Source organism: Sphingomonas crusticola (genome assembly GCF_003391115.1).
Lineage (GTDB): Bacteria > Pseudomonadota > Alphaproteobacteria > Sphingomonadales > Sphingomonadaceae > Sphingomonas_I > Sphingomonas_I crusticola.
Genome location: NZ_QTJP01000001.1, coordinates 1,513,116 through 1,538,973 on the forward strand (window position 1 = coordinate 1,513,116; position 25,858 = coordinate 1,538,973).

The window sequence follows — 25,858 nt, forward strand, 5'->3', positions numbered from 1 at the left end:
ACGGGCGTAGCAGGCGACGTGGAAGGGCTTATTCCTCGCCCATCCTGAGCGCGGCGATGAACGCCTCCTGGGGGATGCTGACGGACCCATATTCGCGCATGCGCTTCTTGCCTTCCTTCTGCTTGTCCAGCAGCTTGCGCTTGCGGGTAGCGTCGCCGCCATAGCATTTGGCGGTCACGTCCTTGCGCATGGCCGAAATCGTCTCGCGCGCGATGACCTTGCCGCCGATCGCCGCCTGGATCGGGATCTTGAACATGTGGCGCGGGATCAGATCCTTGAGCCGTTCGCACATGCCGCGACCGCGCGCTTCGGCGGTGCCACGGTGTACGATCATGCTCAGCGCATCGACCGGCTCGGCATTGACCATGATGCTCATCTTGACGAGGTCACCCTCGCGATAGCCGATCTGGTGGTAATCGAAGCTGGCATAGCCGCGACTGATCGATTTGATCCGGTCGTAGAAATCGAACACGACTTCGTTGAGCGGCAATTCATAGGTCACCTGCGCGCGGCCGGCGACGTAGGTCAGGTTCTTCTGGACGCCGCGCCGATCCTGGCAAAGCTTGAGGATCGAGCCGAGATATTCGTCCGGGCAATAGATTACCGCCTCGATCCAAGGCTCCTCGATCGAGCCGATCCGGCTGGGATCGGGCATGTCGGCCGGGTTGTGGAGTTCGATCTCGCCGCGATCGTGGGCGAGCTGGATCTTGTAGACCACGCTCGGTGCGGTCGTGATCAGGTCGAGATCATATTCGCGCGTCAGCCTTTCCTGGATGATCTCCAGGTGGAGCAAGCCGAGGAAGCCACAGCGGAAGCCGAAGCCGAGCGCCGCCGAACTCTCCATCTCGAAGGTGAAGCTCGCGTCGTTGAGGCGCAGCCGCGAGATGCTCTCGCGCAATTTGTCGAAATCGGCGGCGTCTACCGGGAACAGCCCGCAGAACACGACCGGCTGGACGAGCTTGAAGCCCGGCAGCGCCTCGGCGGCGGGGCGCTTGGCGTCGGTGATCGTGTCGCCGACTGCGGTCTGCGCCACTTCCTTGATCTGCGCGGTGATAAAGCCGATCTCGCCGGGCCCGAGCTCGGTCAGTTGCTCGATCTTGGGGCGGAAGCAGCCGACGCGATCGACCAGATGCTGGGTGCCGCCCGCCATGAAGGCGATCTGCTGGCCCTTGCGCAGCGAGCCATCGATGACGCGCACGAGAATGACGACGCCGAGATAGGGGTCGTACCAGCTGTCGACGAGCATCGCCTTCAGCGGCGCGTCGATGTCGCCCTTGGGCGGCGGGATCTTGGCGATGATCGCGTCGAGAATCTCTTCGATGCCGATGCCGGACTTGGCCGATGCCAGCACCGCCTCGGATGCGTCGAGGCCGATCACTTCCTCAATCTCCGTGCGGACGCGCTCGGGCTCGGCGGCGGGAAGATCGATCTTGTTGATGACCGGGATGATCTCATGATCATGCTCGATCGATTGATAGACGTTGGCCAGCGTCTGCGCCTCGACGCCCTGGGCGGCGTCCACCACCAGCAACGCGCCTTCGCAGGCGGCGAGACTGCGGCTGACCTCATAGGCGAAATCGACATGGCCCGGCGTGTCCATCAGGTTGAGCTCATAGCCCTTCCAGTTGAGGCGCACGGTCTGCGCCTTGATGGTGATGCCGCGCTCTTTCTCGATATCCATATTGTCGAGCACCTGGGCCGACATTTCGCGCGCCTGCAGGCCGCCGGTAGTCTGGATAAGCCGATCGGCGAGCGTCGACTTGCCATGATCGATATGGGCGATGATCGAGAAATTGCGGATCTTGTCGAGGGGAGTCATGGCGCGCGCCTAGCAGGCGCGCGCGCAGGCCGCAAAGGTGGTGGTGACATCGGCGTAGGGCGGCCCGTCACGCCATGCCGTCATTCCAGCGAAAGCGGGGTCTCGTGTGGTGGCCACCTTCTGAGATCCCAGCTTTCGCTGGAATGACGAGAGGGACGGCGACGCTTACTTCTTGCGCGGCTTAGGTGACGGCCCCGCGCCGGGCTCGGCATCGTAGCTGGTCGGCGCGGCGCCGGGGTCCTTGGCTGCGGCCAATTCCGCCTTCAGCGCGGCGACCTCGTCGCGCGCGGCGGCAGCCATCGCCTTGACCGCTTCGAATTCGTCGCGGCTGACGAAGTCGAACCCGCCGACCCACGATTTGAACTTTTCGCGCGCACCTTCTTCGGCTTCGCGGCCCATGCCAGCGACGGTGCCGGCGAAACCGTTAGCCATCTTCACCAGGTCTTCGAAGAATTTGTTCTCGGTCTGCATGCCGGCGACTCCTGAAGTGTGTTAGTCGGCTAGATGGGTGGCGGTCAGACGTTTGGCAAGTTCAGCCGTACGATCGCGCCGTTCAGCGCCGAGGCTAATAACAGCCAGCCGAGATAGGGCAGCATCAGCAAGGCCGCCGTCGGCTGAACCCGCCAGAAGGCTACCGTGGTCGCGGCCGCCGCGACGAACAGGATCAGGATGATCGCCAGCCCGACGCGCGCCTGATGCATTCCGAAAAAGACCGGCGACCAGGCGAGGTTGAGCACGAGCTGGACCGCGAACAGGGTGATGGCAAGATTGCGCAACGGGCTCTGCGTCTCGATGACGAGGCCGAGCGCCACGCCCATCAGGATGTAGAGCGTGGTCCAGGCGACGGGGAATGCCCAACCGGGCGGCATGAAGCTCGGCTTGGCAAGCCGGTCGAACCAGGCATTGCCATAGCCCGAATTGCTGAGCCAGCCGGACGCCATGCCGAGCAGCAGGATGACGGGGACGGTGAGCATCCACGCAGACAATTTCATGCAGCACTTCCTCTTTTCGCCGCGAGCAGGAATTCGACATTGCCCTCGGGCCCGGTAATGGGGCTGCGTTCGATCCCGCTAACGGCCCAGCCGCGTGCTTCGATCCAGTCACGAACTTCCGCGCAGACCCGCTCGTGCACGACAGGATCGCGCACCACCCCGCTTTTGCCGACCTCCTCGCGCCCGGCCTCGAACTGCGGCTTGATCAAAGCAACGAGCCGCGCGTCGGGCCTGGCGAATTCCAGCGGCCGATCGAGCACCTTGGCAAGGCCGATGAAGCTCGCATCGCACACGATCAGGTCGATCGGTTCCGGGATTTCGGCGGCGGTGAGATTGCGGGCATTGGTTTTTTCCAGCACCACCACGCGGTCGTCCTGGCGCAGCTTCCATGCCAGCTGGTTGGTGCCGCTGTCGACGGCATAGACCCGCGCGGCACCGCGCGTCAGCAGCACGTCGGTGAAGCCGCCGGTCGAGGAGCCGACATCGATCGCGACGGCGCCGCTCACATCCCAGCCAAAATGCGTCAGCGCGTGATCCAGCTTGATACCGCCGCGCGAGACCCACGGATGGTCGCGCCCGCGCACGTCGAGCGCTGCGTCCGGTGGCAGTTGCTCGCCCGCCTTGGCGAGCTTGCGTTCGCCCGCGAACACCAATCCGGCGAGGATGAGCGATTGCGCGCGCGTACGGCTCTCGACCAGGCCACGATCGACGAGCAATTGATCGGCACGGATGCGCGGAGGCTTCATGGAGCGGGTGGTAGCCTAATGGCGCGGGGGGTGCATCTGCCACGTCGCGTGGGACCATAAGGTCGGACCTGGATTGCTTCGCCGCTGCGCGGCTCGCATTGCCGTAGAGTGGACGGCGTCATTGCGAGCGCAGCGAAGCAAGCCAGGCCGGCCGGCAAAATGCTTGCCAAGCTAACCCCAGCGTGATTCAAGCTAACCGAAATGGTTAAGGCGATCCGCGAATGATAACCTGTATCCGCCAAGTCCGTAATGCCAAAGGGCTCACCCTGCTGGATGTCGCTAAACGGTGCGATCCGCCGACGACCGCCCAGACGATCGGGCGGCTGGAGACGGGAACGCGCACCGTCAGCGTCGGCTGGCTCAACCGAATTGCCGGCGCTCTCGGTGTGGAAACGGCGGATCTGGTGCGGTTGCCGGACAAAGCGGAGCTGCCGGTCGCGGCATTGCTCGGCAGCGACGGCGCTCACGCGCCGGGCAAGGAATCGTCCGCGACCGCGCCCCAGCCAGGGCCGGGATGGGTCGCGATACGCGTCGAGCAAAGCGTCGGCGATTACCGCGCGGGCGATACGATCTGGTGCGAGCGGATCGAACGCGACGGGTTCGGGCGCGCGCTCAATCGCGACGTGCTGGTACCGCGCCCGGGCGGCCGCCTGGCGTTCGGACGGCTGATCGGACTGGAGGGCTCGAAATTGCTGCTGCTGCCGCTCGCCAGCGGCGGCCGGCAGACGGTGATTGCCGATGCGCCCTGGCTGGCGGCGGCACGGCGGGTGGTGCGGGAGCTTTAGGCGGCGAGGCAAACATTCAGTTCGTGCGAACGAATTGGTGATGATTACCCTTAATCCGGCCCGCAGGCGCGATCGTCTCCTTCCTCGCACGCGGCGAGCCGGCGGCGCCATTCTTCCCGCGCGCGCCGATAAGCGGCCTGGGCATCGCGATAGCGATCGACGGCATCGGCATTGGCGCCGTTGCGGCGGTCGACCGCGGCGGCGGCATTACGGTTGAGCTGTTCGGTGCGTGCGCGATCGGCGCGGTGCTCGGCATCCTCCTCCGCCTGGGCGAACACGACGGAGGGCAGGATGGCGATGGCCAGGGCAAGCAAAGTCCGCATGCGCGAACATTGGAGAGGCCGCGCTTGCTCCCGCCTGAATGTCAGATCAGCGAAACGCCATCGACGTCGATCAGATCGGGCCCGACATAGGTGCCCACCAGCTTCACGCGCTTTTCGACCTCGTCGATCGGCGTGCGCCGCAGGTCCAGCGTGAAGCGGCCGCCGACGTCGCGGCGTAGGTAAAAGCTGCCGCCATCCCGCAGCAACAGCCCGGTTTCCTCAATTTTCTGTCCGATTTGCATGATATTCCCTTAACGCGACAGCGGCGCTGTCGGCTATTGCGAAGCGTGCAGCGCGCCGATCGCGGCGCGCACTGTTGCTCCCGCGCGACAATCTAGAGCAATCGGTGACGGAACCTTGCCGCCTCCGCCTCGCTTTCAGCGCGGGGGACATGCCTCCCTCGACCGGAGGATCCACCTTGGAAATCACGCGGCTCATTCTCGACGACCATGCCGAACAGCGCCGGCTGTTCGCGATGCTCGACACGATCGACCGGACGGACATTGCCGCGCTCGGCGCGATCTGGCGGCGCCTGCGCGCCTTGCTCGACACGCATGCCGAGGCGGAAGAGCGCTTCTTCTACCCCGACCTGCTCAAGATCGGCGACGGCGCGGCGGATGCCGACAGCGCCGCGGATGAAACCAAGGATGCCATCAAGGACCATAACGAGATTCGCGACACCGGCGCGGCAGTGGACGAGGAGGAGATTGGCAGCGACGCGTGGTTCGATGCGCTCGACGCCTGCAACAAGGCCAATGGCGACCATATGGCCGAGGAAGAACGCCAGGGGCTAGCCGACTTCCGCCGCCATGCCGATCTGCGGCTGAGCCACGATCTGGCCGTGCGCTTCGCCGCGTTCGAGGCCGAGCATCTGACCGGCGTGGCACCGGTCAACAAGAATCCGCGCGAATATGTGGCGGAGAATAGCCTGTAATAAGCGAGGCTGTTCTGTCGCCTGCCCGCGAGGCGACTGCATCAATTCCATATCCATTGCATAGGAAATCTTTCTTTCCCCCCGATGCGTGACCGGCAAGGAGGCTGCGATCGACCAGCGGGGAATTGACCATGCGGAAATATGTGATCGCGGCCATGACTCTGGCGGCGTGCTGGGCATCGGCCGGCGCGGCGACCAACCTGCTCAATGTCAGCTACGATCCGACACGCGAACTTTACCAGCAGATCAACCCGCTGTTCGAGGCGGCGTGGAAGGCGAGGACCGGGCAGGAACTCGACATCAAGCAGAGCCATGGCGGGTCGGGTGCCCAGGCACGCTCGGTGCTCGACGGCAATCAGGCCGACGTGGTCACGCTGGCACTGGCGAACGACATCGATCAGCTCGCCGACCGGGGATTGGTGGCGGCCAATTGGCAGAAGCGGCTTCCGCTCAATTCGACGCCTTATTATTCGACGATCGTGTTCCTGGTGCGCCACGGCAATCCCAAAGGGATCCACGACTGGAGTGACGTGGTGAAGCCCGGCGTCGGCGTGATCACGCCCAATCCCAAGACCGGCGGCGCGCCGCGCTGGACCTATCTCGCCGCCTGGGGCTACGCGTCCAAGACCTATGGCCAGGCCAAAGCGCGCGACTTCGTCCGGCGCCTTTACAAGAATGTGCTGGTGCTCGACAGCGGCGCGCGCGGATCGGCCACCACTTTCATCCAGCGCGGCCAGGGCGATGTGCTGCTGACATGGGAGAATGAAGCGTTGCTGGCGGTCAAGCAGGCACCACCCGGTGCCTATGAGATCGTCTATCCCTCGGTCTCGATCCTGGCCGAGCCGTCGGTCGCCTGGGTCGACAGGAATGTGGCCGCCCACGGCACCGCCGCTCCTGCCCAGGCCTATCTGCGTTTCCTCTGCACGCCAGCTGCGCAGGAGGTGATTGCCCGCAATTTCTACCGGCCGCGCAACGCCGCGGTGCTGCGCAAATATGGGCGCCAGTTCCACGACATAAAATTGTTCACCATCGACAAGAATTTTGGCGGTTGGCGTCGCGTGCAGGCCGCCCATTTCGTCGACGGTGGCGTCTACGACCAGATCGTTGCCGAGAACAACCGCTAGCGCCCATGCGTTCTGCGGCCATGGAATAGTTTGTAAAGTAAAGGGAATGTCATGAAGCTTCGTCGCCTGGCGCTGACCGCCGCCACCTCCGCCCTCGCTATGGCTTATGCCGGCTCAGCATTCGCGCAAGACGCGCCGGCGCCTGCCGTAACGCCGCAGGACGCGACCGATGCCACCCAGGAAATCGTCGTGACCGGCACGCGCACGATCGGCCGCACCCGGCTCGACACCGCCTCGCCGGTCGACGTGCTGAGCAACGCCGCGCTGACCCGCCAGGGCACCACCGAGCTCGGCTCGGCGCTTGCCACGGTTGCGCCTTCGATCGATTTCCCGCGGCCGTCCGCGGTGGACGGCACCGACGCGATCCGCCCGGCGACGTTGCGCGGCCTCTCGCCCGATCAGACGCTGGTCCTGATCAACGGCGTGCGGGCGCACACCTCCGCCCTGCTCAACATCAATGGCTCGGTCGGGCGCGGCGCGGCCGCGGTCGATCTCAACACGGTCCCGACGGTGGCGCTCGACACGATCGAGGTGCTGCGCGACGGCGCGTCCGCCCAATATGGTTCCGACGCGATCGCCGGCGTGATCAACCTGCGCCTGCGCCAGGCGCGTTCGGGCGGCGGCGCCAGCGTCAATTACGGCTTTTACGACACCGACGTGAACACCGCCCGCGGCGACCGCCACGTCTCCGGCGAGCATACGCTGAGCGCGTCCGCCTGGCAGGGCTTCGGCTTCGGCAGCGATGGCTATGTCACGATCTCCGGCGAATATCTCGATCGCCGCCCGACCAACCGCGCCGATTACGATCCGCGCGTCACGCCGACGCGCATCACCGGCCGCTTCGGCGATCCGGAATCGCACCAATATACCGGCTGGATCAATGCCGGCACTTCGATCACCGACAATTTCCAGCTTTATGGCTGGCTGGGCTATCAGGAGCGAAACAGCGAGAGCGCGGCTTTCCCGCGCCTCCCGAGCGCCGCCGGTGCCGTCAGCGGCATCTACCCCAACGGCTTCCTGCCCTTCATCCACACCAATTCGCGCGATCTCAACAGCGCGATCGGCATCAAGGGCGACGTCAGCGGCTGGAACGTCGACGCCAACATCAGCTACGGCCGCAACCGCATTGCCTATCAGACGCGCAACTCGGCCAATTATGCCTATGGCAACAATTCGCCGACCGATTTCAAGGACGGTGCGCTGATCTACGACCAGCTCGTCGGCGGGGTCGACGTCTCGCGCAAATATGATGTGTTCCAGTCGCTCAACGTTGCCTTCGGCGTCGAAGGACGACGCGAGGGCTTCAAGATCACGCCGGGCGAGCAGGCCTCCTATGGCTATCCGACCACGGGCGCGATCGCCGGCCAGGCGCCGGGCGCGCAGGGCTTTGGCGGCTTCTCCCCGCTCAACGCGATCGAGAAGCATCGCGAGAATGGCAGCGCCTATGTCGACCTTGAGGCGCAGGTGAATGACAAGTTCCTGGTCGGCCTCGCTGGCCGTGCCGAGGATTATTCGGACTTCGGCTGGACCGCCAACGGCAAGCTGTCGTTGCGCTACGACTTTGCGCCCTGGTTCGCGCTGCGCGGCACTGCTTCGACCGGTTTTCGCGCGCCGGCATTGCAGCAGCAATATTTCACGTCTGTTGCCTCTGTCATCGTCAACGGATCGCCGATCCTGACCGGCACATATCCCTCGACAGCGCCGGTCGCGGGTGCCCTGGGCGGCAAGGCACTGGACCCTGAAAAGTCGACCAACCTCTCGCTCGGAACGGTGATCCGCGCGGGCGGCTTCGACCTGACGGTCGACGCCTATCGCATCCACATCCGCGACCAGCTCGGCCTGTCGGAGAATATCCAGGCATCGTTCAGCCCGCAGGTGGCGAGCCTGCTCGCACCCTATAACGTCTCGGCGGCACGCTTCTTCATCAACGGGCTGGCGTCGACCACCAAGGGCCTCGACGTGGTCGCGCATTACCGCTGGCGGCCGGCTACCGCGGGCACGTTCGACTTCACGGTCGCGGGCAACCTCAACGATACCGACGTGACCAGGGTGCCGACCTCGATCTCGACGCTCAATCCGGCGCCGACCCTGTTCGCGCGCAGCCGCATCCTGACGCTGGAGGACGGCACGCCGGGCACGAAGGTGACGGGTACGATCGATTGGGCGCTCGCCAATTTCGGCGCCACTGCCCGCGTCACTTATTACGGCAATGTCGTCCAGCCGGGCACCACTCCGTCGGCCGACGCCTTTACCGGCAGGCGCGCGATCGCCGACCTGGAATTGCGCTACCAGCCGAAGAAGGGCGTCCAGCTGGCAATCGGCGGCAGCAATCTGTTTGACACCTATCCGCGCCAATATCCGGCGGCGCTCAATTCGACCGGGGTGGTGGGCTTCCCCTATTACTCGCCGTTCGGGTTCAACGGCCGCTATCTCTACGCGCGGGCCGGCCTGAGCTGGTAGGGCCAGTAGCAGCGGACACAGGAGGCCCGGTCGTCGCGACCGGGCCTTTTTCGTGCCCGGCTGGTTGCGACAATTTGCGACAATTTACCCGCCTCGGCGACAAGGGCTTGCGACAAGCCCAGTCCATTTAGTCCTCAACGCCGATTGGTGGCGTCGATGAGGAGAAGACAGATGAAGAAGTTCATTCTTGCAGCCGTCGCTGCTTCGGTGATCGCCGGCCCGCTGATGGCGCAGTCCTATGGCGGCCATAACGACCGCAGCCGCTACGAGCAGAGCTACAACGATCGCGGTCATGACAATCGTGGCAACGACCGCCGCAATGACAATCGCGGCCAGTATAACCGCTACGACAATCGTAACCACAACCAGTATCGCAGCTGGAACCGTGGTGACCGTTTCGACAGCCGCTACGCCCGCAACTACCGGGTGATCTCGAGCCCGCGTTACTATCGTCTGCACGATGCGCCGCGCGGTTATCGCTGGGTCCAGTCGGGCAATGATGCGCTGCTGATCGGCATCACCACCGGCGTGATCGCCTCGGTTCTGGCCAATGCGATCAACTAAGCCACAGCAAGGCCCCGGGGCGCCAAGCCCCGGGGCCTTCGCTTTTGTCGGCGAGGCGGCGCCGGCCCGCACCCCCACCCGACCTCCCAGTCAGTGTATTCTATGGGAGGTCGGGTGGGGGTGCGGGCCGGTGCCGCTTCCACGGAAGTGGAACAAACTCTAGGACCAATCGCGTGACTGACCAACCGCATATCCTTCTGGTCGACGACGAGCGCGACATCCGCGATCCGCTTGCCGCCTATCTCGCCAAGAACGCGCTGCGCGTCACCAAGGCGGACAGCGCCGCCGCCGCGCGCGAGATATTGGCGGTCCATGCGATCGACCTGGTCCTGCTCGACATCATGATGCCGGGCGAGGACGGCCTGTCGCTCGCGCGATACCTCCGCGCCACCACCCAGATCCCGGTGATCCTGCTGACCGCGAAGAGCGAGGAGATGGACCGCATCCTCGGGCTGGAGATCGGCGCCGACGATTATGTCACCAAGCCCTTTTCGCCGCGCGAACTGCTCGCCCGCATCAAGGCGGTGCTGCGGCGAACGAGCGGCGGCGGGAGCGAAGTTCATGCGCCGGACGCGCAGGGCTTCGCCTTTGCCGAATGGATCTTACGCACCGGCGAGCGCGAGCTCGTCGGCGTCGACGGCGTCGCCGTGCCGCTCTCGACGGGCGAATATAATCTGCTTCACGCCTTTGTGACGCATCCCAAGCGCGTCCTGACGCGAGACCAGTTGCTCGATCTCAGCGTCGGGCGCGAGCTCGCCGCGTTCGAGCGCAGCATCGACAATCATATCAGCCGGCTGCGGCGCAAGGTCGAGGCCGACCCGGCCGATCCCAAATTGATCAAGACGATCTGGGGCGGCGGCTACATGCTGGCGGCCGATGTGCGGCGGATATGAAACGCTTCCTGCCGACCAGCCTTGCCGGTCAGATGGCGCTGCTGCTCGGGCTGGCGCTGCTGGTTGCACAGCTCGCCAATTTTGCCCTGATCCTCAACGAGCGCCAGAAGCTCGGCCTCGCCCAGAGCGAGGGACCGGCGATCATCACCTTCGCCACCGTCGCCGACGATTATGGCGATGCCGCGCCGATCTTCCGCCAGGCGGTGATCGAGGACCAGAGCCGGCGCGGCGCGCGTTTCGCGGAGGCAGCGCAGAGCGGCATTGGCGAGAGCGAGCGTGACACCGCGCTGGAGACCCAGATTGACGCCGCTTTGGCCAAGGCGGGCGCAACCGCCCGATCGGTGCGGGCAGCGCGCGGCCCCGGCACCGACGTCAATCCGCGCACCGGGCGGCGCCGCGAGGTGCCGCCCGACATTCAGCTGCTGCGCATCGCCGCCCAGCAACAGGACGGAAAATGGCTCACCGCACGGATGGCGACACCCCGGCGCGATCCCCTGCTGGCGCTGCGGCTGGGCGCGGCGACTTTGCTGCTCTATCTGCTGGTGCTGGGCGCGACGATCTGGATCGCGGTCCGGATCGCGCGGCCCTTGCGCGACCTGACCCGCGCCGCAGGCCGCTTTCAGGGACGGGACGAGCCGATCGCGGTGCCCTCACGCGGGCCGGGCGATGTCGTCCGGGCAATCGAGGCGTTCAACGCCATGCGCCACCGCGTGACCGCTTTGCTCGACGAGAAGGATCATATGCTGGGCGCGATCGGCCACGATCTGCGCACGCCGCTTGCCTCGCTGCGCATCCGGGTCGAGTCGATGGAGCCGCGGGAAGAGCGCGAAGCCGCGATCGCCAAGATCGAGGAGATGACGGCGATGCTGGAGGACATATTGGTCCTCGCCCGCACCGGCCGCGCGCGCGAAACCGCGCGCGAGGTCGATCTCGCCGCGCTCGCCGAAGCCTTGGTGGAGGAATATCGCGAGCTCGGTCAGCCGGTGTCTTTTGTCGAGTCGGCGCGGCAGGTGGCGGCGGTCCAGCCCGATCTGATCCGGCGGGCGTTGCGCAATCTGATCGACAATGCGGTCAAATATGGCGGCAGCGCCCGGGTTTCGGTTGCGCGCACGGCTGACGGCGTCGCGGTCACGGTGGCGGACGAGGGGCCGGGCATCGACGCCGCCGAGCGCCAGCGCGTGCTGCAGCCATTCCAGCGGCTGGAAGGTTCGCGCAATCGCGGCACGGGCGGCGCGGGCCTCGGCCTCGCCATCGCCAGCAGCGTCGCCGAGAGCCATGGCGGACGGCTGATCCTGGCGGACAATGTGCCGCGCGGACTTAAGGCGTCGATCCTCCTCGCGACGGAGCCGCCGACGGAAGCCTGACGGGGCCGGGCCTGTGGATGCGCAGCGCCAACCCCAGCCACAGCAGGCCGATCCCCCAGCCCGCGAGCACGTCGCCAGGCCAATGCACCGCCAGCGCGACGCGGCTCCAGCCGATGATCAGCGCCGCGAGGAAAGCGAAGAACAGCGCCGGCCTGCCGCCGACGAGGATGGCGAGGGCGAGGCAGGTCATCATCGTGCCGGCGCTGTGCGAGCTGGGGAAGCTCCACGACTGCACCAGCTCGAGCCGGTCGATCACCGGCGGACGCGGGCGCATGACCAGCAGCTTGAGCCCCTCTACGCCGAGCCGGCCGCTCGCCACGGTCGCGAACAGCCAGAGCGCATCGCCGCCGCGGTGGCGCAGCACCAGCACGAGCATCGCGAACAAGCCGATCGGCCCCATCACCAACAGGCCACCCAGCGCGGAAAGGCGCACGACGCGCGGCGTCCATAAGGTCCCGGTCAGACGGAACAGGCGGTGGAGCGGCAAATCCCACCCCGCCTGCCAGCTGACCACGCCTGCGATCAGCAATATCAGGCCGGCGATCATGAAGGCCGAGGATGTGCGGTTGTGGGTCACCGCGATCCTGTCTCACATCATGCGCTTGCCGACCAGCCGGACTCGGGCTTTACCGGGCTGATGGCTGCCGCGTGGGCGGCTCGATCGTTGGGAGGTTATCGTTGAGCGCGCCCGCCATCATCCTTCGCCGCTGGCTATCCCGCATCCGGACCGCGGACGAAGCCGCCTATATCGACTATATCGCACAGACCGGCATCGCCGATTATCGCGCGACCCCGGGCAATCTCGGCGCGCAGATGCTGCTCCGCCCGCTCGGCGACGGGACGAGCGAAGTCACGACCTTAAGCTGGTGGCCGGACATGGACGCCATTCGCGCCTTCGCCGGGGAGGATGCCGAAACCGCGCGTTACTATCCCGACGACGACCGCTTCCTGCTCGATAAGCCGGAACGGGTCGAACATCATCGGGTGGTGGCGGGGATTGTCCTTGGCGGAGAATAAGGATTGCCTGCATTGCTCGAAAACCCTTCGACAGGCTCGCTGTTCGGATAGGATGTGGCCGAACCACTCCATCGAGACTCAATGAGGGCGGGAGTGCGCAGGTATTGACGGAGAGAGAGATGCGCTCAGCAGTCTTGGCTGTGACACTTACGGCGTCACTTATGCCGCTCCCGGCCATTGCTGCGCGGTCTGAGCCGACGAGTTGGGGTCGGGCGGGGATCACGATAGAGCAATATCGGCGGGATGCAGTCGAGTGTGGCAGGACCGGCCATTACATGAACGTCAGCGACACACAGGGGGCGAAAGTCCTCAAGAAGGCGAGCCGCCAACTTGAGAATAACGAGACCAACCTGCAGGCTGCAGCCAGCATGGCCTCGGGGATGCAGCCCTCCCCTGAGCAGGCCGCGGCGGCGACGAGCAATCTTTACGCCATCACTGTCCAGTCCGCGCGCATCGTCGAGCAAGCTCGCCCGGATGAGCAGATCAAGGAGGTGGGCGATATCATGCGGAGTAAGGTGGACCAGTGCCTACTTGCACGCGGCTACGTGCGCTTTCGGCTTACGCCCGAGCAGAGGACCAGGCTTCAGCATCTTCATCTCGGCTCTCCGGAGCGCCACGATTACCTGTTCCACCTGGGTACTGATCCAGAGGTGCTGCAGGCTCAGAAATACTGATCATGCCGCCAGGGCATGAGGCTCCTTAGCGAGCGGAACCGGCCGCGTTAGCGCGTGAGATCAACCGCTGTCTTTAATGGTGGGCGGTGACGGGCTCGAACCGCCGACCCTCTCGGTGTAAACGAGATGCTCTACCAACTGAGCTAACCGCCCGGCAGCGCCGAAGCGCGCGGGACGTGCCTGTAATCGGGATACAACCGTGCGGCAACCTCTCACGCGGACCTGAACGTGAAGCTTGGTCCCCGGCCCGGCGCCGCATAGACCGGGCCATGGCCACAGCTTCATCCTCCCCCGCCTGGCGCCGTGAAGCGGGCGCGACGATGCGGCTGGCGGCGCCTTTGGTCCTCACCAACCTGACGCAGGCGGCGATCCAGGCGACGGACGTGGTCCTGCTCGGCTGGCTCGGCCCTGCCAGCCTCGCGGCGGGCGCGCTGGGTGCGAACCTGTTCATCGCCTTCCTGGTGTTCGGAATGGGATTGGTCACGGCATCGTCGCCGCTGCTCAGCCGCAAACTTGGCGGCATGCCCCACAGCGTGCGCGACGTGCGCCGCACCGTGCGCCAGACAATGTGGGCCGCGCTGACGCTGGCGGCGCCGGTGCTGGTCATCCTGTGGCATGCCGATGGGCTGCTGATCGCGCTTGGCCAAGATCCGGATTTGTCGCGGCAAGCCGCATCGTTCGTGCGCGCGCTGGAATGGGGGCTGGTGCCCGCGCTCTTCTATCTGGTGCTGCGCTCGTTCGTGGCGGCGCTGGAGCGGCCGGTCTGGTCGCTGGTGATCGGCGCCGCGGGCGTGCTCTTCAACGCATTCATCAATTATGGCCTGATCTTCGGGGCGTTCGGCCTGCCGCGGCTCGGCCTGATCGGCGCTGGTATCGGCAGCACGATCACGCAGACGGCGATGTTCGCCGGGATGGCATTGGTCGTCCTGCTGCATCCCCGGTTCCGGCGGTACCGGCTATTCGGGAATTTCTGGCGCGCCGACTGGATACGCTATCGCCAGGTGTGGCGGCTGGGCGGCCCGATCGCGATGACGCTGGGGCTGGAGGTGACGGTGTTCAACGCCGCCGTATTCCTGATGGGGCTGATCGGCACAGCGGCCTTGGCGGCGCATGCGGTCGCAATCCAGATCTGCACCTTCACCTTCATGGTGCCGCTTGGACTGGCGCAGGCGGCGACGGTACGGGTCGGCCTGGCCTCGGGACGGCGCGATGCGGGCGGGATCGCGCGCGCCGGCTGGACCGCATTCGTGCTGGGGGTAGGCTTCATGGCGCTGACCGCATGCTTGTTGTGGACCGTGCCGCGCCCGATCGTCGGCCTGTTCCTCGACACGCACGATCCCGCCAACGCCCCAGTAATCGATCTTGCCGTCGCCTTTCTGGGTGTCGCGGCGATATTCCAGATTGTCGATGGCGCGCAGGCGGTGGGTGCGGGTATGCTGCGCGGGCTGCAGGATACCAAAGTGCCGATGTTCTATGCGGGCTTTGGCTATTGGGTGATCGGGCTGGGCGTGGCGATCGCGCTGGGTTTCCACCTTCGCTGGGGCGGGATCGGTATCTGGATCGGGCTGGCCTGCGGGCTGGCGGTGGTGGCAGTCTTGATGATCGTGCGGTGGATAAGGCGCGTGCGATTGGGCCTGGAGAGCGGCGTTGCGTGATCCGCCTGCGGGAGGATTCGGAAAGGAGCTGATATGACAGCGGATCGAACGAGCCTGGCACCCTGGCTGACGGTCACCGACGGCGAGGCGGCATTGCGCTTCTACGGCGAAGCATTCGGTGCATCGGTCGTCTATCGACTGGAGGGGGCGGGAGCCGGCGTGGTCGCGCGGCTTTCGGTTGCCGGGGCCGAATTTTGGATCAGCGATGGCGCAGCCGGGGGCGACCCGTCGGTGCTCGGTGGTGGATCGGTGCGCATGATCCTGACCGTTCCGGATCCGGACGCCGCTTATGCGCGCGCCATCGACGCGGGCGCACGCGCGGTATTCCCGGTCGGGGAAGGCCATGGCTGGCGCCTCGGCAGGCTGACCGATCCGTTCGGGCTGGATTGGGAAATTGGCCGCCCGCTCGATCCGCCCCCTGCCTGACCGCGCGGATGCCTACCAGCGGGTCGGCTTGGGATTGCGCTCGTCGAAATCCATCTGGTGCCAATAGGGATAGGCCGGGTGGCGCCGGCTGGCGTCGTCGAGCAGGGCGAGATGCGCGGCGTCCAGTGTCCAGCCGACGGCGCCGAGATTCTGGCGCAGCTGATCCTCGGTGCGCGCGCCGATCACGATATTGTCGACCGTAGGCCGCGTCAGCAGCCACGCGAGCGCGATCTGACTGACGCTCTTACCGGTATCGGCGGCGACCTTGTCGAGCGCATCGACCACGTCGAACAGATAATCGTCGTCGATCTTCGGTCCACCGACCGCGCCGCCCTGTGCGATCCGGCCCTCGCCTAACGGCTGCCCGCGACGGATCTTGCCGGTCAGACGCCCCCAGCCGAGCGGGCTCCACACCATCAGGCCGACGCCCTGATCCAGCCCGAGCGGCATCAGCTCATGCTCGTAATCGCGGCCGACCAGCGAATAATAGCCCTGATAGGCGACGTAGCGCGCCAGCCCGTTCGCCTCGGACGTGGCAAGGCTCTTCATCATCTGCCAGCCAGAGAAATTGGAGGCGCCGATATAGCCGATCTTGCCGGCCGTGATCAGATCGTCGAGCGCGCGCAGCGTTTCATCGACCGGCGTCAGCGCGTCGAAACCATGCATGAAATAGAGGTCGATATGATCGGTGCCGAGCCGCCTGAGGCTGGCCTCGACCGAACGCACGAGGTGGAAGCGCGACGAGCCGATATCGTTAGGACCGTCGCCCGACCGGAAAGTCGCCTTGGTCGAAATGAGGGCGCGATCGCGCTTGCCCTTGAGCGCGGCGCCCAACACCTCTTCCGAGCGGCCCTGCGAATAGATGTCGGCGGTGTCGAACAGCGTCACGCCGGCATCCAAGCAGATGTCGACCAGCCGCGTCGCCTCCTCTGTCTGCACGGCACCCCATTTGTCGAAAAATGCGTTGCCGCCACCAAACGTGCCGGTGCCGAAGCTGAGCACGGGAACCTTGAGACCGGAGCGGCCGAGCTGGCGATTTTCCATGGGGAAGCCCTTGTGCGGAGGAATGGGAGTGGGCGGCAAATGGGGTATGGTGAAGGCGGTTCAAGGCCTGAACGCCAGCAAGCGGCTCTCTCTTAGGCGGCGACGCCGGTGATGCTGAGCGCGACCGCTTCGGCGACCTTGATGCCGTCGATCGCGGCGGACAGGATGCCGCCGGCATAGCCCGCGCCTTCGCCGGCGGGGAACAGGCGGGCGGTGTTGAGGCTCTGGAAATCCTTGCCGCGCGTGATGCGGATCGGGGATGAGGTGCGGGTCTCGACGCCGGTCAGCAGCGCATCGGGATGATCGTAATTGGCGATCTGGCGGCCGAACACGGGCAAAGCCTCGCGGATCGCGGCAACCGCATAATCGGGCAGGCAGGTGGCGAGATCGGTCAGCGTCACGCCGGGCTTGTAGGAGGGCGTGACCTCCCCGAGCGCGTTCGAGGGCCGGCCGGCGAGGAAATCTCCCAGCCGCTGCGCCGGCGCCCTGTAATTGGAGCCGCCGGCAACGAAGGCGCGCTCTTCCAGCTCGCGCTGAAGCGCGATGCCGGCAAGCGGATCACCCGGATAGTCACGCGTGGGATCGATGCCGACGACCAGGCCCGAATTGGCGTTAAACTCGGCACGCGAATATTGGCTCATGCCGTTGGTAACGACGCGGCCCGGCTCCGAAGTCGCCGCCACCACCCGCCCGCCCGGGCACATGCAGAAACTATAGACGGTGCGCGAATCGGCGCAGTGATGCGCCAGCGTGTAGGCCGCAGCGCCGAGATCGGGATGGCGCGCGCACGCGCCGAAACGGGCGCGGTCGATCCACGATTGGGGATGCTCGATCCTGACGCCGATCGAGAAGGGCTTGGCTTCGATGTGGACGCCGCGCTCGTGCAGCATCGCGAACGTGTCGCGCGCGCTGTGGCCGACCGCGAGCACGACATGGCTCGCGTCCAGCACCTCGCCGTCGTGCAATTTCAGGCCCGTCAGGCGCCGCCCGCCGTCAGGCGCGGTGTCGATCACGACATCCTCGACCCGATGCTGCCAGCGATATTCGCCGCCGAGCGCTTCGATCGTGGCGCGCATATGCTCGACCATCGTCACCAGCCGGAAGGTGCCGATGTGCGGGTGCGCCTCGGTCAAAATCTCCTCGGGCGCACCGGCGGCGACGAATTCGGTCAGCACCTTGCGCGACAGGAAGCGCGGATCCTTGATCTGGCTCCACAATTTGCCGTCGGAAAAGGTGCCGGCTCCGCCCTCGCCGAACTGGACGTTGGATTCGGGGTCGAGCTCGCCGCGTCGCCACAAGCCCCACGTATCCTTGGTCCGCTCGCGCACGATCTTGCCGCGGTCGAGGATGATTGGGCGGAAACCCATTTGAGCGAGGATCAGCCCGGCAAACAGACCGCATGGGCCGGCGCCGACGACCACCGGTCGCGGCGCAGCTGTCGGTGCACGCGCGACGAAGCGATAGCTGGTGTCCGGGGTTGGGCGCACATGCGGGTCGCCGGTGAGGCGCGCCAGCACCGCCGCCTCGTCCCGCACGGTTACGTCCAGCGAGTAGACCATCAGGATCGCCGACTTCTTGCGCGCATCGTTGGCGCGCCGCGCGATCGCCAAATCGATCAGCTCGGTTGCGCTGATGCCGAGCCGCGCCATGACGGCATTGCGCAAGGCTTCGGGCGCATGCCCCAGGGGCAGCTTAAGATCGGTGATGCGGAGCATGTCCGCGCAATTAGCCTGATTGATGCGCGACTGCCATGCGGCGCGTAACGGAACTCCGGCCTCCGCCGCGCCGTTGGCTGAGCGGGAGACGAGCATGACCACGAAACACGAGCCTCAGCACCACCGGGACGACGAACTGCAGAACGCAACCGTGCGCCGCGGCGGCGAAGCGGTAGGCGGGGTCGCGCCCCGGCCGGGCGATCCGACCAGCCCGGACCTTGCCGACGCGAGAGCCGAGGCGCGGGACAAGGCGCAAGCCGGGCGTGGCCTCGGCGACGATGACGACGCATCCGTCATCTGATCGATTGCGTAACGCCCGATATTGATCGGCCCGAGGTGGCTAGCGCGGCCAGCCAGGCGTCCGTGCGCGGTCTTGGCCCGCGCTTAACTCGGCCTATTGAGCGGTCCGTCTGGCTTGATATCACCCGGTGACCTTGCGCGCGGGACAGCGGCACGCAATCTGCAGGCGATGCACGCCAGCCAGATACAAAGTCTGATCCTTGCCCGGCTGGTCCGCTCCAGCGGCGGCACGCGCCAGCATTGGCGGCGCGCGATTGGCGAGATCCGCGTCTATTCGATGAAGACCCATCCGCATTGCAATTGGGACGTCTATGCGGCGGGCAATGCCGCCGACGTGAAGGCGGTCAACGCCGCGGTCGACGAAATCCGGATGGATCATCCCCACATCACCGGCTGAGTGTCGCCGATCCTAACGTGGAAGTCCGGGCACAGCTGAGCCCGGCGGCGGCAGCTGCTCAATCACCCAGCTGTGATTCTCGATGATGATCGATGGCACTTTGCGGCCGGCGGCGTCGCGCGACGGGGCGAAGCGGAAGCGCTGCTGGATCAGACGGCAGGTGAGCGCGTCGAGATCGCCATTGCCGCTCGACCCGGTGACGACGCACTCGCCCACCCGCCCGTCAGTGCCGACCCGGTAGCGGACGGCGACCGTACCGCCCTCGCCGGCCTCCGCGATCGCGCGTGGGAAATCGGAATCGCTGATCCGCCCGCGGATCCGCCGCGGGGGAATACCGCCGCCGCCACCTCCCTCGCCATCGCCGCCCAGTCCGCCACCGCGCCCGTTGCCGGCGCCGCCGGCGCCCGTGCCCGGCCCGGGCAGGTCCGACGCCCCTGCAATCGGCGCGACGCCGGGGCCTACTATTGGCGCCGCGAGGATCGGCGGTGGTGGCGCGAGCGTGATCACGGGCGGTGGGGCGACGATGTCGGAAGGCGACGCCGGCAGGTTGCGGGGAGCGGCGGCGCCGGAGCGCGCCTTAGCCTTGAGCGGAATGACGGGCGGCGTTGAACGGAGCACCGGCGGCTGGAGGTCAAGCATGGTTACCGGTTGCTCCGCGCGCGTGGTGAGGCGCCCGCTAAGTCCCAGAAGCAATGCAAGCCCGAGCGCGGCCTCGATCAGGACCACGCCGGTGCCCGCGACGAGGCGATCGCGCGCGAGACGCGCCACGCTTGCCGGACCTATCCGCCGGCGGCGCTCACCCGCCACACCGTCTTGCCCAGATCGTCCGCCACCAGCAGCGCGCCGCGTGCGTCGGTGGCCAGACCGACCGGCCGGCCATGCGCGGTGCTGCCGCCGGTTACGAAGCCGGTCAGCACGTCGATCGGCTTGCCGTTCGGCCGGCCATTGGCGAACGGCACATAGATTACCTTATAGCCATTGAGAGGCGCGCGATCCCAGCTGCCATGTTCCCCGACAAAGGCACCGCCGCGATATTGCGGCGGCATGGTCGCGCCGGTGGAAAAGGCCATGCCGAGCGGAGCGACATGGCTGCTTAGGCCGTAATCGGGCACGATCGCACGTGCGACGAGGTCCGGCCGCTGCGGTTTCACACGCGGGTCGAGATGCTTGCCCCAATAGGAATAGGGCCAGCCATAGAAGCCGCCATCCTGCACCGACGTCATATAATCCGGGACGAGATTGGGGCCGAGCTCATCGCGCTCGTTCACCACCGCCCACAATTTGTGGGTGGTCGGCTCCCATGTCAGTCCGTTGGGATTGCGCAGGCCGGTGGCGAACAGGCGATGCGCGCCGGTCGCGCGGTCGACCTCCCAGATGCAGGCGCGCTCAATCTCCGCGTCGATACCGTTTTCGGTGATGTTGCTGTTCGAACCGACGCCGACATATAGTTTCGTGCCATCGGGACTGGCGAGCAGGCTCTTGGTCCAGTGATGGTCGATCGCACCGGCGGGGAGATCGGTCAGCTTGACGCCAGGCTCGGTGATCCTGGTCTGCCCGGCCGCATAATGATAGCGGACCAGCGCGTTGGTGTTGGCGACGTAGAGATCGTTGCCGATAAGGGCGATGCCGAACGGCGAGGCCAGATGCTCGAGAAAGACCGAGCGTTGATCGGCAATACCGTCGCCATTCGTATCGCGCAGCAAGGTGATGCGGTTGGGCGCCTTGGGACCATCGGGGCTGGCATGGCCCTTGATGATGCCCATCACGAAATCCTTGGGGCGATTGACCGGCGCATGGGGGCCGTCCGATTCCACCGCCAGCACATCGCCGTTCGGCAACACGTAGACCGAACGCGGGTGTATCAGCCCGCTTGCGAAAGCCTGGACCTTCAGGCCTGGTCCGGCGGTAGGCACCTGACCGCTGGTCCATGGCTGCGGCGAGGCGATCTTCATCGGCGGGAGCAGATATTGCTGTGGTTCGGGCAGCGGCGGATTGGGACCATATTGGCTTTCCGGGCCGGCGATCTGCTTGTGGCACGCGCCGAGCGCGAGCGCGGGCAGCGCCGCGCACAGCATCAGGAAAGAGCGGATTCGCATGGCAAAATGTCCTTGTTCGCTCAGGCGGGAAAGGTGCGGCGCACGGCGATGAGGCTCAGACCCCAGGTAATGAGCAGCACCAGCACAGTAAGGACCGACAGTGTCAGTCCCGTCGGCACGACCGAGGTGTAGGCATCGCGGCTGTGAACGAAGGCGTTGAACAGTGCGAGAACCAGCGCGATCGCATAGCCGATCCTGAGCGTCATCGTCGGCCAGCGATTCTGGCCGAAGGCCTGGACCAGTCCGACGGCCACGAAAATGCCCGCCGCGATCAGGCCGATGGTGAGCAGCCAAATCGAGAATGTCTCCCACGTCATATTGGCGGACCGCGCGTAAAGAATGTCGGTGATCAAGGTCACGATGAAGCAGGCTGCGGGGAACGTCATCAACCCGGGAAAGAGCGCGCGAGGCGCGTCATTGGCGGAAGCGGAACGATATGATGTCGGCATGGGCCAAACCCCTGAAATCTCTACGAAGCGCTACGCGTGGGCTCCGGCTCGGTTCCGGGGAGACGAGTCCATCAGCAGTGGCGCCGCGGAACCCGGCGCGCTCCACTTCGTTGGAACGTTTCATGAACATGGAGGCGTCAAATGTCTGAAGCGGTCCACAACCCCAAGCTCGAGCAGCACCCCGGGTCGAACACCGAGAAGAACCCCGACAATTGGGTTTCGGGCGACGATCCCATCACCGGCGCTCAGGCATCCTATCTCACGACTTTGAGCGAGGAAGCGGGCATCGATCCGCCAGCGGCGGATATAACCAAGGCGGAAGCATCGAAAAAGATTGACGAACTCAAGGCCAAGCTCGACCTTTAGCGGCGATTAATATGAGCAGCGCAAAGCAAAGGCAGGTCTGGTCACAGACCTGCCAAGCATTGCCATCACGGCATCCAAGCGGGAACTCGCCCCGGCTCAGCTCGTTTGGCGCATATCATTTCAGCAGGAGATTTTATGCGTAGCTTCACTTTTGTGATGCGCGGTCTGTGTGCCGCCTCGGCTCTCGCCCTCACAGCGACGCCTGCACTGGCCGGCAAGCATGACCGCGCCGAGCAGGCGATCGCCGAAGCTCGCGGCAAGATCGACGCCGCCAACAAGGTCGGCACCGCGAGCGAAGCACCGCATGCGACTGCAGCGGCCGAAGCGGCGCTGAAGATGGCGCGCGAGGATCTCGCGTCCGGGCACAAGGAGCGCGCGATCCAGGAAGCGATCCGTGCCTCGCAGCTCGCCGATACCGCAATCGGCCAGGCCCAGCAGAACCGGGCGGCTGCCGATCAGGCGCAGAAGGCCGACGCCGCCGATGCCGCCGCAACCGCGCAACAGCAGGCTGCTGCCGCCAATGCGCGCGCGGACTCGGCCGAGCAGGCTGCGGCTGCCGCCGCCGCCGATGCTCAGGCGGCGCGTAACGCTCCGCCGATCGTCGTCGCTGCCGCCGCGCCGGCGCCCACCACGACCGTGACGACCGAGACGACGAAGCGCACTGCGGCAGCCGTAACGACCGCGCGGCCGGCGGTACGCAAGGCGCCCGTTCGCACGACCACCGTGCGCTCGCGGCCGGTCGCGACCCAGACCACGAAGACTACCGTCACAACCACGCCCAATTGAACTACACGGCGGGGCGCGGCTTAACAGCCTGCGCCCCGCCGCTCTTGGAAGATGGCGGCGACAAACCTGTTAGCCGGATTTACTCCCCGTGCCTGAGGCGCGGGCGATCCTTGTTAGACTGATTTCTCGGCCGCTTTTCGGCTAGCCACCGGGACGACCTGGGCTGACTTAGCAGCCTGCGCGGCGATGATCGCGCGATTGTGGCGTTTATTTGCGGTGCGCAGCTGGCCCATATCATGTCCCGTCGTGTGAGAGTTGGTCACCGCGTCGGTTCAGTCGGTATCAGTCAATCGCGATAATCGGACATGGTCATGATCGGGGCAGACTGACAAGGCTTATCGCTCCCCCGCCCGACGCTGCACGCACCCTAGGACGCAGCCGCGCGCGTTCACGCAGGCACAGGGGAAGGCAAGATCCCGCCGGGCTCCCGCCTCTATGAAATCCGATCAGCCTGACTTGGCCGGGCATTCGCCAAGGCGGCGGCCGGACGATGTTGCGTGGATCGTCACGGTCTGCCCGCCGGGCATACCCGAGACGGTGGATGTCACCTCATTGTCGAAATGGGTGGATGCATAGTTGCCGGACATCACAGTTTTGGACTGGCCCGGCATGTTCGGCATCTTGCACGACATGGTCGCGTTCATCTTGCCGTCGTTCATCGTGAACGTGTCGAACTTGCAGTCCCCGGCGCCCTTGCCGGCGAACAGATCGCCAGCCGGCTTGGCCGCCTGCTCCGGAGTGATGCAGGTCGAAGCCTTTTGCGCCTGCTGGGGCGGGTTAGAGCCAGCAGGCATGCCGGGAATTTCCATCTTGTCGATCAGGAAGCTCATTTCCCACTGGCCGGGCTCGATCTTGACCGCGCCCTTCGCAGAATTGGCAACGGTTTCAACCGAGGCGTTCTTGAGCGAGACGTCATCCGCCTTCTTGCCGCAACCGGCGAGCATGACGGCGCCGGCAAGTGCCGCGACCGAAGCCAGCTTAATCGAACGCATAATGTCTCCCATGATGGCGATTGCTCTGACCAGTAGAGGACTGGTACCGCATAAGAGAACCAATGATCCCAGCGTTTGTTGCTGCCAGAGGATCGGCGATTTCCGCGAGCCTGGACTAAGCGCAATTGCGTTGCCGTAAGCCTTTGAGCAGCGCGGATTTTATAGATGTTAAAGGCAGATCTGCGGGGCAATCCGCTCGTCAGGCCGCGAGCCGGTCCTTGCGCATCCGGAGCGTGGCGACGAGCCCAGTGGGCTGCCAGTCATAGTCGATCGAGCCGCCCAGTTGGCTGGCGACGCTGCGCGCGATCAACTTGCTGCCGAAGCCGGTCATGTCCGGCTGTGCGGACACGGCCGGGCCGCCAGTTTCCGCCCAGATCAGCTCGACATCCGCATCGTCGGCACGGCTGGAAATGTCCAACGTGCCCTCGGCTGACGACAAAGCGCCATGCTTGACCGAATTGGTGGCAAGCTCGTGCACAACCATAGCCAGCGTCGTGGCCGTCCGCTCGCCGACACCCATTCTGGGCACGGCAACCCGGATACGGCCGGAGAAGGCCGCAGTATCGTCATATGGCGCGAGCAGGATGGACAGCAGGTCTCCAAGCAGAGCGGCCTTGCCCTGCTGACCCGGCAGCGGCCGCACGAGATCGTGCGCCCGGCCAAGCGCGGTCAGACGCTGGGTGAGTTCGCGCGTCATATCGGCGATAGAGCCGGCGGAGCGCGAGGTGAGCTCGGTGAGGCTGGTCGCCAGCGCAAGCAGGTTCTTGACGCGATGGCTCATCTCGCCGGCAAGCAATTCGCTTCCCTCCTCCGCCTGCTTGCGACCGGTCACATCCAGGAACACGCCGAACATGCGGCGGTCGACGATGCCGGCATCCGCGCCCTGCCCACGCGCCGAGATCCACCTTACGTCATTGCCGATGATGATGCGGAAATCGATTTCGTAGGAGCCGGCAACGGATCGAGTGGCGATGAAGGCGGCGCGAACCCGATCGCGGTCGGCGGGATGGATATGGGCCGAAAGCTCTTCGAACGAAACCGATGCCGCCTCCGGCAGGCCCCACAGATCAAATCCCTGCCGGTCCATGGCGAAGCCGTTATCGTCCACATTCCACGACCACAGCGCCACGCCGGCCGCCTCAACCGCAAGGGCAAGGTGCGCGGAACTCCATACCAGCTGCGGCGACGTATCAGACATGTTGCCGCCCCCAATGCGGCCACAGGTGACGTGGGCGCGTTCGCGCGAGAGGGCAAATGGATTCGCCTGCTGCTATGGGCGGTCCCGCGGACTAACGCTCTGACGTTGGTCGTCTCGCAGATGGATGTACGCTATATGGACATTCATGTGGCGTCCTCCGTGGCTGCGCCGGAGGCAAGGAGCCGGTTGGCCGCCCAACGTTCTTCCAATGCTGCGACGATGCGATCCGTCTGGCGGCGTTGCTCTGCCAGCGCATCGGCAGCGCGGATCAGGTTGCGGGTGACGTCGACCACCGATCGCGCCGGTGGGAAAGACGCTCCCATCACGCGGCATCGTAGCGGGAGTCGGCGGCGTCGACATTGCCACGCGAGACCAGCGGAGGCCGCGAGCCCCGCCCGTGGAAGATCACGCGACGCCCGGCTTCCAGTTCCGCAGCGCGAGCGATCGGCGAGAGCCTGTCCAAATAGCGTCGGTAGGCGCGGGGTCCCCATGCGAAATATTGCTCGCCGGCGCTGGGCTCTTCATCCAAACCCGCCGCGGCCAGGTAAAGACCGGCGGCGAGCAATGCCGATGGCATCGAAACGTTGGGCCTGGCCTGGCGTTGCGCAGCGACCGCCGCTTCGTCGATGCGATCGCACAAGGCAGCACGAATCGCCGCCAAAACAGGCTGTTGCAGCATGGAACCCCCTCCGCGATGCCCCGATCGTGCCAGGCTGGCGAGTCGGTGGCGTTCCCGTTA

General features: G+C 65.6%; 31 protein-coding genes and 1 tRNA gene. 15 read left to right on the forward strand and 17 right to left on the reverse strand.

The annotated features are described in order from the left end of the window. Positions 1-28: 28 nt before the first annotated feature. The 4 genes from lepA to DX905_RS07070 form a co-directional block, all read right to left on the reverse strand. Positions 29-1,819: a translation elongation factor 4 gene (gene lepA, locus DX905_RS07055; RefSeq protein ID WP_116090721.1), complete on the reverse strand. Its 1,791-nt coding sequence runs from the start codon at positions 1,817-1,819 to the stop codon at positions 29-31. 165 nt (positions 1,820-1,984) lie between these two features. After that, positions 1,985-2,290 (reverse strand): accessory factor UbiK family protein, encoded by a 306-nt coding sequence (locus DX905_RS07060; RefSeq protein ID WP_116090722.1) that lies wholly within the window; start codon positions 2,288-2,290, stop codon positions 1,985-1,987. A gap of 44 nt (positions 2,291-2,334) precedes the next feature. Next, positions 2,335-2,811, reverse strand: a complete 477-nt coding sequence (locus DX905_RS07065) for a TspO/MBR family protein (protein WP_116090723.1) — start codon at positions 2,809-2,811, stop codon at positions 2,335-2,337. Further along, positions 2,808-3,557, reverse strand: coding sequence for a TlyA family RNA methyltransferase (locus tag DX905_RS07070; protein WP_116090724.1), 750 nt, complete (start codon positions 3,555-3,557; stop codon positions 2,808-2,810). Before DX905_RS07070 ends, DX905_RS07065 begins: the two co-directional genes overlap by 4 nt. Before the next feature lie 221 nt (positions 3,558-3,778). On the opposite strand from DX905_RS07070, the gene DX905_RS07075 reads away from it, so the two are divergent. Continuing rightward, positions 3,779-4,342, forward strand: a complete 564-nt coding sequence (locus DX905_RS07075) for a helix-turn-helix domain-containing protein (protein ID WP_116090725.1) — start codon at positions 3,779-3,781, stop codon at positions 4,340-4,342. Between the two features lie 50 nt (positions 4,343-4,392). Here DX905_RS07075 and DX905_RS07080 read toward each other — a convergent pair whose 3' ends face one another. Together DX905_RS07080 and DX905_RS07085 are read right to left on the reverse strand one after the other, a co-directional pair. Next, the gene (locus DX905_RS07080; RefSeq protein WP_116090726.1) at positions 4,393-4,665 is read right to left on the reverse strand and encodes a hypothetical protein; all 273 of its coding nucleotides are present in this window, start codon (positions 4,663-4,665) and stop codon (positions 4,393-4,395) included. A 41-nt stretch (positions 4,666-4,706) separates the two neighbouring features. Next, a complete protein-coding gene (locus tag DX905_RS07085) occupies positions 4,707-4,907 on the reverse strand; it encodes a DUF5818 domain-containing protein (protein ID WP_205412203.1) in 201 nt (66 codons plus the stop codon). Between the two features lie 176 nt (positions 4,908-5,083). On the opposite strand from DX905_RS07085, the gene DX905_RS07090 reads away from it, so the two are divergent. The 6 genes from DX905_RS07090 (at position 5,084) to DX905_RS07115 (ending at position 12,004) form a co-directional block, all read left to right on the forward strand. Continuing rightward, positions 5,084-5,599 (forward strand): hemerythrin domain-containing protein, encoded by a 516-nt coding sequence (locus tag DX905_RS07090; RefSeq protein WP_116092393.1) that lies wholly within the window; start codon positions 5,084-5,086, stop codon positions 5,597-5,599. Between the two features lie 131 nt (positions 5,600-5,730). Beyond that, on the forward strand, positions 5,731-6,723 hold the full coding sequence (locus tag DX905_RS07095; protein WP_116090728.1) for a sulfate ABC transporter substrate-binding protein: 993 nt from the start codon (positions 5,731-5,733) through the stop codon (positions 6,721-6,723). Positions 6,724-6,774: 51 nt separating this feature from the next. Continuing rightward, the gene (locus DX905_RS07100; protein ID WP_116090729.1) at positions 6,775-9,183 is read left to right on the forward strand and encodes a TonB-dependent receptor plug domain-containing protein; all 2,409 of its coding nucleotides are present in this window, start codon (positions 6,775-6,777) and stop codon (positions 9,181-9,183) included. 171 nt (positions 9,184-9,354) lie between these two features. Further along, positions 9,355-9,747 carry an RcnB family protein gene (locus tag DX905_RS07105; RefSeq protein ID WP_240320766.1) on the forward strand — a complete coding sequence of 131 codons (393 nt, stop codon included), beginning with the start codon at positions 9,355-9,357 and terminating at the stop codon, positions 9,745-9,747. A 173-nt stretch (positions 9,748-9,920) separates the two neighbouring features. Next, positions 9,921-10,640: a response regulator gene (locus DX905_RS07110; RefSeq protein WP_116090731.1), complete on the forward strand. Its 720-nt coding sequence runs from the start codon at positions 9,921-9,923 to the stop codon at positions 10,638-10,640. Then, positions 10,637-12,004, forward strand: a complete 1,368-nt coding sequence (locus DX905_RS07115; RefSeq protein ID WP_116090732.1) for a sensor histidine kinase — start codon at positions 10,637-10,639, stop codon at positions 12,002-12,004. The genes DX905_RS07110 and DX905_RS07115 overlap by 4 nt, the downstream gene beginning before the upstream one ends. Here DX905_RS07115 and DX905_RS07120 read toward each other — a convergent pair. Then, on the reverse strand, positions 11,958-12,581 hold the full coding sequence (locus DX905_RS07120) for a phosphatase PAP2 family protein (protein WP_240320767.1): 624 nt from the start codon (positions 12,579-12,581) through the stop codon (positions 11,958-11,960). The two genes, DX905_RS07115 and DX905_RS07120, sit on opposite strands and share 47 nt — an antisense overlap. Before the next feature lie 101 nt (positions 12,582-12,682). Here DX905_RS07120 and DX905_RS07125 point away from each other — a divergent pair, with 101 nt between their 5' ends. Both DX905_RS07125 and DX905_RS07130 read left to right on the forward strand, forming a co-directional pair. Beyond that, on the forward strand, positions 12,683-13,021 hold the full coding sequence (locus tag DX905_RS07125) for a hypothetical protein (protein ID WP_240320768.1): 339 nt from the start codon (positions 12,683-12,685) through the stop codon (positions 13,019-13,021). 275 nt (positions 13,022-13,296) lie between these two features. Next, positions 13,297-13,695: a hypothetical protein gene (locus tag DX905_RS07130; protein WP_240320769.1), complete on the forward strand. Its 399-nt coding sequence runs from the start codon at positions 13,297-13,299 to the stop codon at positions 13,693-13,695. Positions 13,696-13,772: 77 nt separating this feature from the next. Here the strand turns inward: DX905_RS07130 and DX905_RS07135 are convergent. After that, positions 13,773-13,848: transfer RNA gene (locus DX905_RS07135), tRNA-Val, on the reverse strand. Between the two features lie 116 nt (positions 13,849-13,964). Between DX905_RS07135 and DX905_RS07140 the strand changes: the two genes are divergently transcribed. Both DX905_RS07140 and DX905_RS07145 read left to right on the forward strand, forming a co-directional pair. After that, positions 13,965-15,350, forward strand: coding sequence for an MATE family efflux transporter (locus DX905_RS07140; RefSeq protein ID WP_116090734.1), 1,386 nt, complete (start codon positions 13,965-13,967; stop codon positions 15,348-15,350). A 33-nt stretch (positions 15,351-15,383) separates the two neighbouring features. After that, a complete protein-coding gene (locus DX905_RS07145) occupies positions 15,384-15,776 on the forward strand; it encodes a VOC family protein (protein ID WP_116090735.1) in 393 nt (130 codons plus the stop codon). A 12-nt stretch (positions 15,777-15,788) separates the two neighbouring features. Here the strand turns inward: DX905_RS07145 and DX905_RS07150 are convergent, their stop codons facing one another. Continuing rightward, positions 15,789-16,820, reverse strand: a complete 1,032-nt coding sequence (locus DX905_RS07150; RefSeq protein WP_116090736.1) for an aldo/keto reductase — start codon at positions 16,818-16,820, stop codon at positions 15,789-15,791. Between the two features lie 92 nt (positions 16,821-16,912). Further along, on the reverse strand, positions 16,913-18,535 hold the full coding sequence (locus tag DX905_RS07155) for an NAD(P)/FAD-dependent oxidoreductase (RefSeq protein WP_116092396.1): 1,623 nt from the start codon (positions 18,533-18,535) through the stop codon (positions 16,913-16,915). A gap of 94 nt (positions 18,536-18,629) precedes the next feature. On the opposite strand from DX905_RS07155, the gene DX905_RS07160 reads away from it, so the two are divergent. Further along, positions 18,630-18,836, forward strand: coding sequence for a hypothetical protein (locus DX905_RS07160; protein ID WP_116090737.1), 207 nt, complete (start codon positions 18,630-18,632; stop codon positions 18,834-18,836). Positions 18,837-18,950: 114 nt separating this feature from the next. Next, on the forward strand, positions 18,951-19,232 hold the full coding sequence (locus DX905_RS07165) for a hypothetical protein (RefSeq protein WP_116090738.1): 282 nt from the start codon (positions 18,951-18,953) through the stop codon (positions 19,230-19,232). A 12-nt stretch (positions 19,233-19,244) separates the two neighbouring features. Here DX905_RS07165 and DX905_RS07170 read toward each other — a convergent pair whose 3' ends face one another. Genes DX905_RS07170 through DX905_RS07180 form a run of 3 tightly spaced genes read right to left on the reverse strand, consistent with a single transcriptional unit; the run spans position 19,245 to position 21,777 of the window. Next, entirely contained in the window at positions 19,245-20,000 is a 756-nt protein-coding gene (locus DX905_RS07170; RefSeq protein ID WP_240320770.1) for a TonB family protein, read from the reverse strand. An 11-nt stretch (positions 20,001-20,011) separates the two neighbouring features. Beyond that, on the reverse strand, positions 20,012-21,328 hold the full coding sequence (locus DX905_RS07175; RefSeq protein ID WP_116090739.1) for a PQQ-dependent sugar dehydrogenase: 1,317 nt from the start codon (positions 21,326-21,328) through the stop codon (positions 20,012-20,014). Positions 21,329-21,348: 20 nt separating this feature from the next. After that, a complete protein-coding gene (locus tag DX905_RS07180) occupies positions 21,349-21,777 on the reverse strand; it encodes a DUF2231 domain-containing protein (protein WP_205412204.1) in 429 nt (142 codons plus the stop codon). A gap of 141 nt (positions 21,778-21,918) precedes the next feature. On the opposite strand from DX905_RS07180, the gene DX905_RS07185 reads away from it, so the two are divergent. Next, the gene (locus tag DX905_RS07185) at positions 21,919-22,143 is read left to right on the forward strand and encodes a DUF3072 domain-containing protein (RefSeq protein WP_116090740.1); all 225 of its coding nucleotides are present in this window, start codon (positions 21,919-21,921) and stop codon (positions 22,141-22,143) included. A 135-nt stretch (positions 22,144-22,278) separates the two neighbouring features. Continuing rightward, entirely contained in the window at positions 22,279-22,929 is a 651-nt protein-coding gene (locus DX905_RS07190) for a hypothetical protein (RefSeq protein WP_240320771.1), read from the forward strand. A gap of 446 nt (positions 22,930-23,375) precedes the next feature. Here the strand turns inward: DX905_RS07190 and DX905_RS07195 are convergent, their stop codons facing one another. The 4 genes from DX905_RS07195 to DX905_RS07205 form a co-directional block, all read right to left on the reverse strand. Beyond that, complete coding sequence (locus tag DX905_RS07195; protein WP_162875506.1) at positions 23,376-23,921, reverse strand: DUF3617 domain-containing protein; 546 nt, start codon at positions 23,919-23,921, stop codon at positions 23,376-23,378. A gap of 199 nt (positions 23,922-24,120) precedes the next feature. Beyond that, positions 24,121-25,119 carry a sensor histidine kinase gene (locus DX905_RS07200; RefSeq protein WP_116090743.1) on the reverse strand — a complete coding sequence of 333 codons (999 nt, stop codon included), beginning with the start codon at positions 25,117-25,119 and terminating at the stop codon, positions 24,121-24,123. A gap of 143 nt (positions 25,120-25,262) precedes the next feature. Further along, on the reverse strand, positions 25,263-25,412 hold the full coding sequence (locus DX905_RS15995) for a hypothetical protein (RefSeq protein WP_162875507.1): 150 nt from the start codon (positions 25,410-25,412) through the stop codon (positions 25,263-25,265). 29 nt (positions 25,413-25,441) lie between these two features. Then, positions 25,442-25,798: a hypothetical protein gene (locus tag DX905_RS07205; RefSeq protein ID WP_116090744.1), complete on the reverse strand. Its 357-nt coding sequence runs from the start codon at positions 25,796-25,798 to the stop codon at positions 25,442-25,444. Positions 25,799-25,858 lie beyond the last annotated feature (60 nt).

Bases quoted from the DNA above. Each gene is read 5' to 3' on its own strand.
- lepA (WP_116090721.1), bottom strand. From the start codon at position 1,819: ATGACTCCCCTCGACAAGATCCGCAATTTCTCGATCATCGCCCATATC.
- DX905_RS07060 (WP_116090722.1), bottom strand. From the start codon at position 2,290: ATGCAGACCGAGAACAAATTCTTCGAAGACCTGGTGAAGATGGCTAAC.
- DX905_RS07065 (WP_116090723.1), bottom strand. From the start codon at position 2,811: ATGAAATTGTCTGCGTGGATGCTCACCGTCCCCGTCATCCTGCTGCTC.
- DX905_RS07070 (WP_116090724.1), bottom strand. From the start codon at position 3,557: ATGAAGCCTCCGCGCATCCGTGCCGATCAATTGCTCGTCGATCGTGGC.
- DX905_RS07075 (WP_116090725.1), top strand. From the start codon at position 3,779: ATGATAACCTGTATCCGCCAAGTCCGTAATGCCAAAGGGCTCACCCTG.
- DX905_RS07080 (WP_116090726.1), bottom strand. From the start codon at position 4,665: ATGCGGACTTTGCTTGCCCTGGCCATCGCCATCCTGCCCTCCGTCGTG.
- DX905_RS07085 (WP_205412203.1), bottom strand. From the start codon at position 4,907: ATGCAAATCGGACAGAAAATTGAGGAAACCGGGCTGTTGCTGCGGGAT.
- DX905_RS07095 (WP_116090728.1), top strand. From the start codon at position 5,731: ATGCGGAAATATGTGATCGCGGCCATGACTCTGGCGGCGTGCTGGGCA.
- DX905_RS07100 (WP_116090729.1), top strand. From the start codon at position 6,775: ATGAAGCTTCGTCGCCTGGCGCTGACCGCCGCCACCTCCGCCCTCGCT.
- DX905_RS07105 (WP_240320766.1), top strand. From the start codon at position 9,355: ATGAAGAAGTTCATTCTTGCAGCCGTCGCTGCTTCGGTGATCGCCGGC.
- DX905_RS07115 (WP_116090732.1), top strand. From the start codon at position 10,637: ATGAAACGCTTCCTGCCGACCAGCCTTGCCGGTCAGATGGCGCTGCTG.
- DX905_RS07130 (WP_240320769.1), top strand. From the start codon at position 13,297: ATGAACGTCAGCGACACACAGGGGGCGAAAGTCCTCAAGAAGGCGAGC.
- DX905_RS07140 (WP_116090734.1), top strand. From the start codon at position 13,965: ATGGCCACAGCTTCATCCTCCCCCGCCTGGCGCCGTGAAGCGGGCGCG.
- DX905_RS07145 (WP_116090735.1), top strand. From the start codon at position 15,384: ATGACAGCGGATCGAACGAGCCTGGCACCCTGGCTGACGGTCACCGAC.
- DX905_RS07150 (WP_116090736.1), bottom strand. From the start codon at position 16,820: ATGGAAAATCGCCAGCTCGGCCGCTCCGGTCTCAAGGTTCCCGTGCTC.
- DX905_RS07155 (WP_116092396.1), bottom strand. From the start codon at position 18,535: ATGCTCCGCATCACCGATCTTAAGCTGCCCCTGGGGCATGCGCCCGAA.
- DX905_RS07160 (WP_116090737.1), top strand. From the start codon at position 18,630: ATGACCACGAAACACGAGCCTCAGCACCACCGGGACGACGAACTGCAG.
- DX905_RS07175 (WP_116090739.1), bottom strand. From the start codon at position 21,328: ATGCGAATCCGCTCTTTCCTGATGCTGTGCGCGGCGCTGCCCGCGCTC.
- DX905_RS07180 (WP_205412204.1), bottom strand. From the start codon at position 21,777: ATGCCGACATCATATCGTTCCGCTTCCGCCAATGACGCGCCTCGCGCG.
- DX905_RS07185 (WP_116090740.1), top strand. From the start codon at position 21,919: ATGTCTGAAGCGGTCCACAACCCCAAGCTCGAGCAGCACCCCGGGTCG.
- DX905_RS07190 (WP_240320771.1), top strand. From the start codon at position 22,279: ATGCGTAGCTTCACTTTTGTGATGCGCGGTCTGTGTGCCGCCTCGGCT.
- DX905_RS07195 (WP_162875506.1), bottom strand. From the start codon at position 23,921: ATGCGTTCGATTAAGCTGGCTTCGGTCGCGGCACTTGCCGGCGCCGTC.
- DX905_RS07200 (WP_116090743.1), bottom strand. From the start codon at position 25,119: ATGTCTGATACGTCGCCGCAGCTGGTATGGAGTTCCGCGCACCTTGCC.
- DX905_RS07205 (WP_116090744.1), bottom strand. From the start codon at position 25,798: ATGCTGCAACAGCCTGTTTTGGCGGCGATTCGTGCTGCCTTGTGCGAT.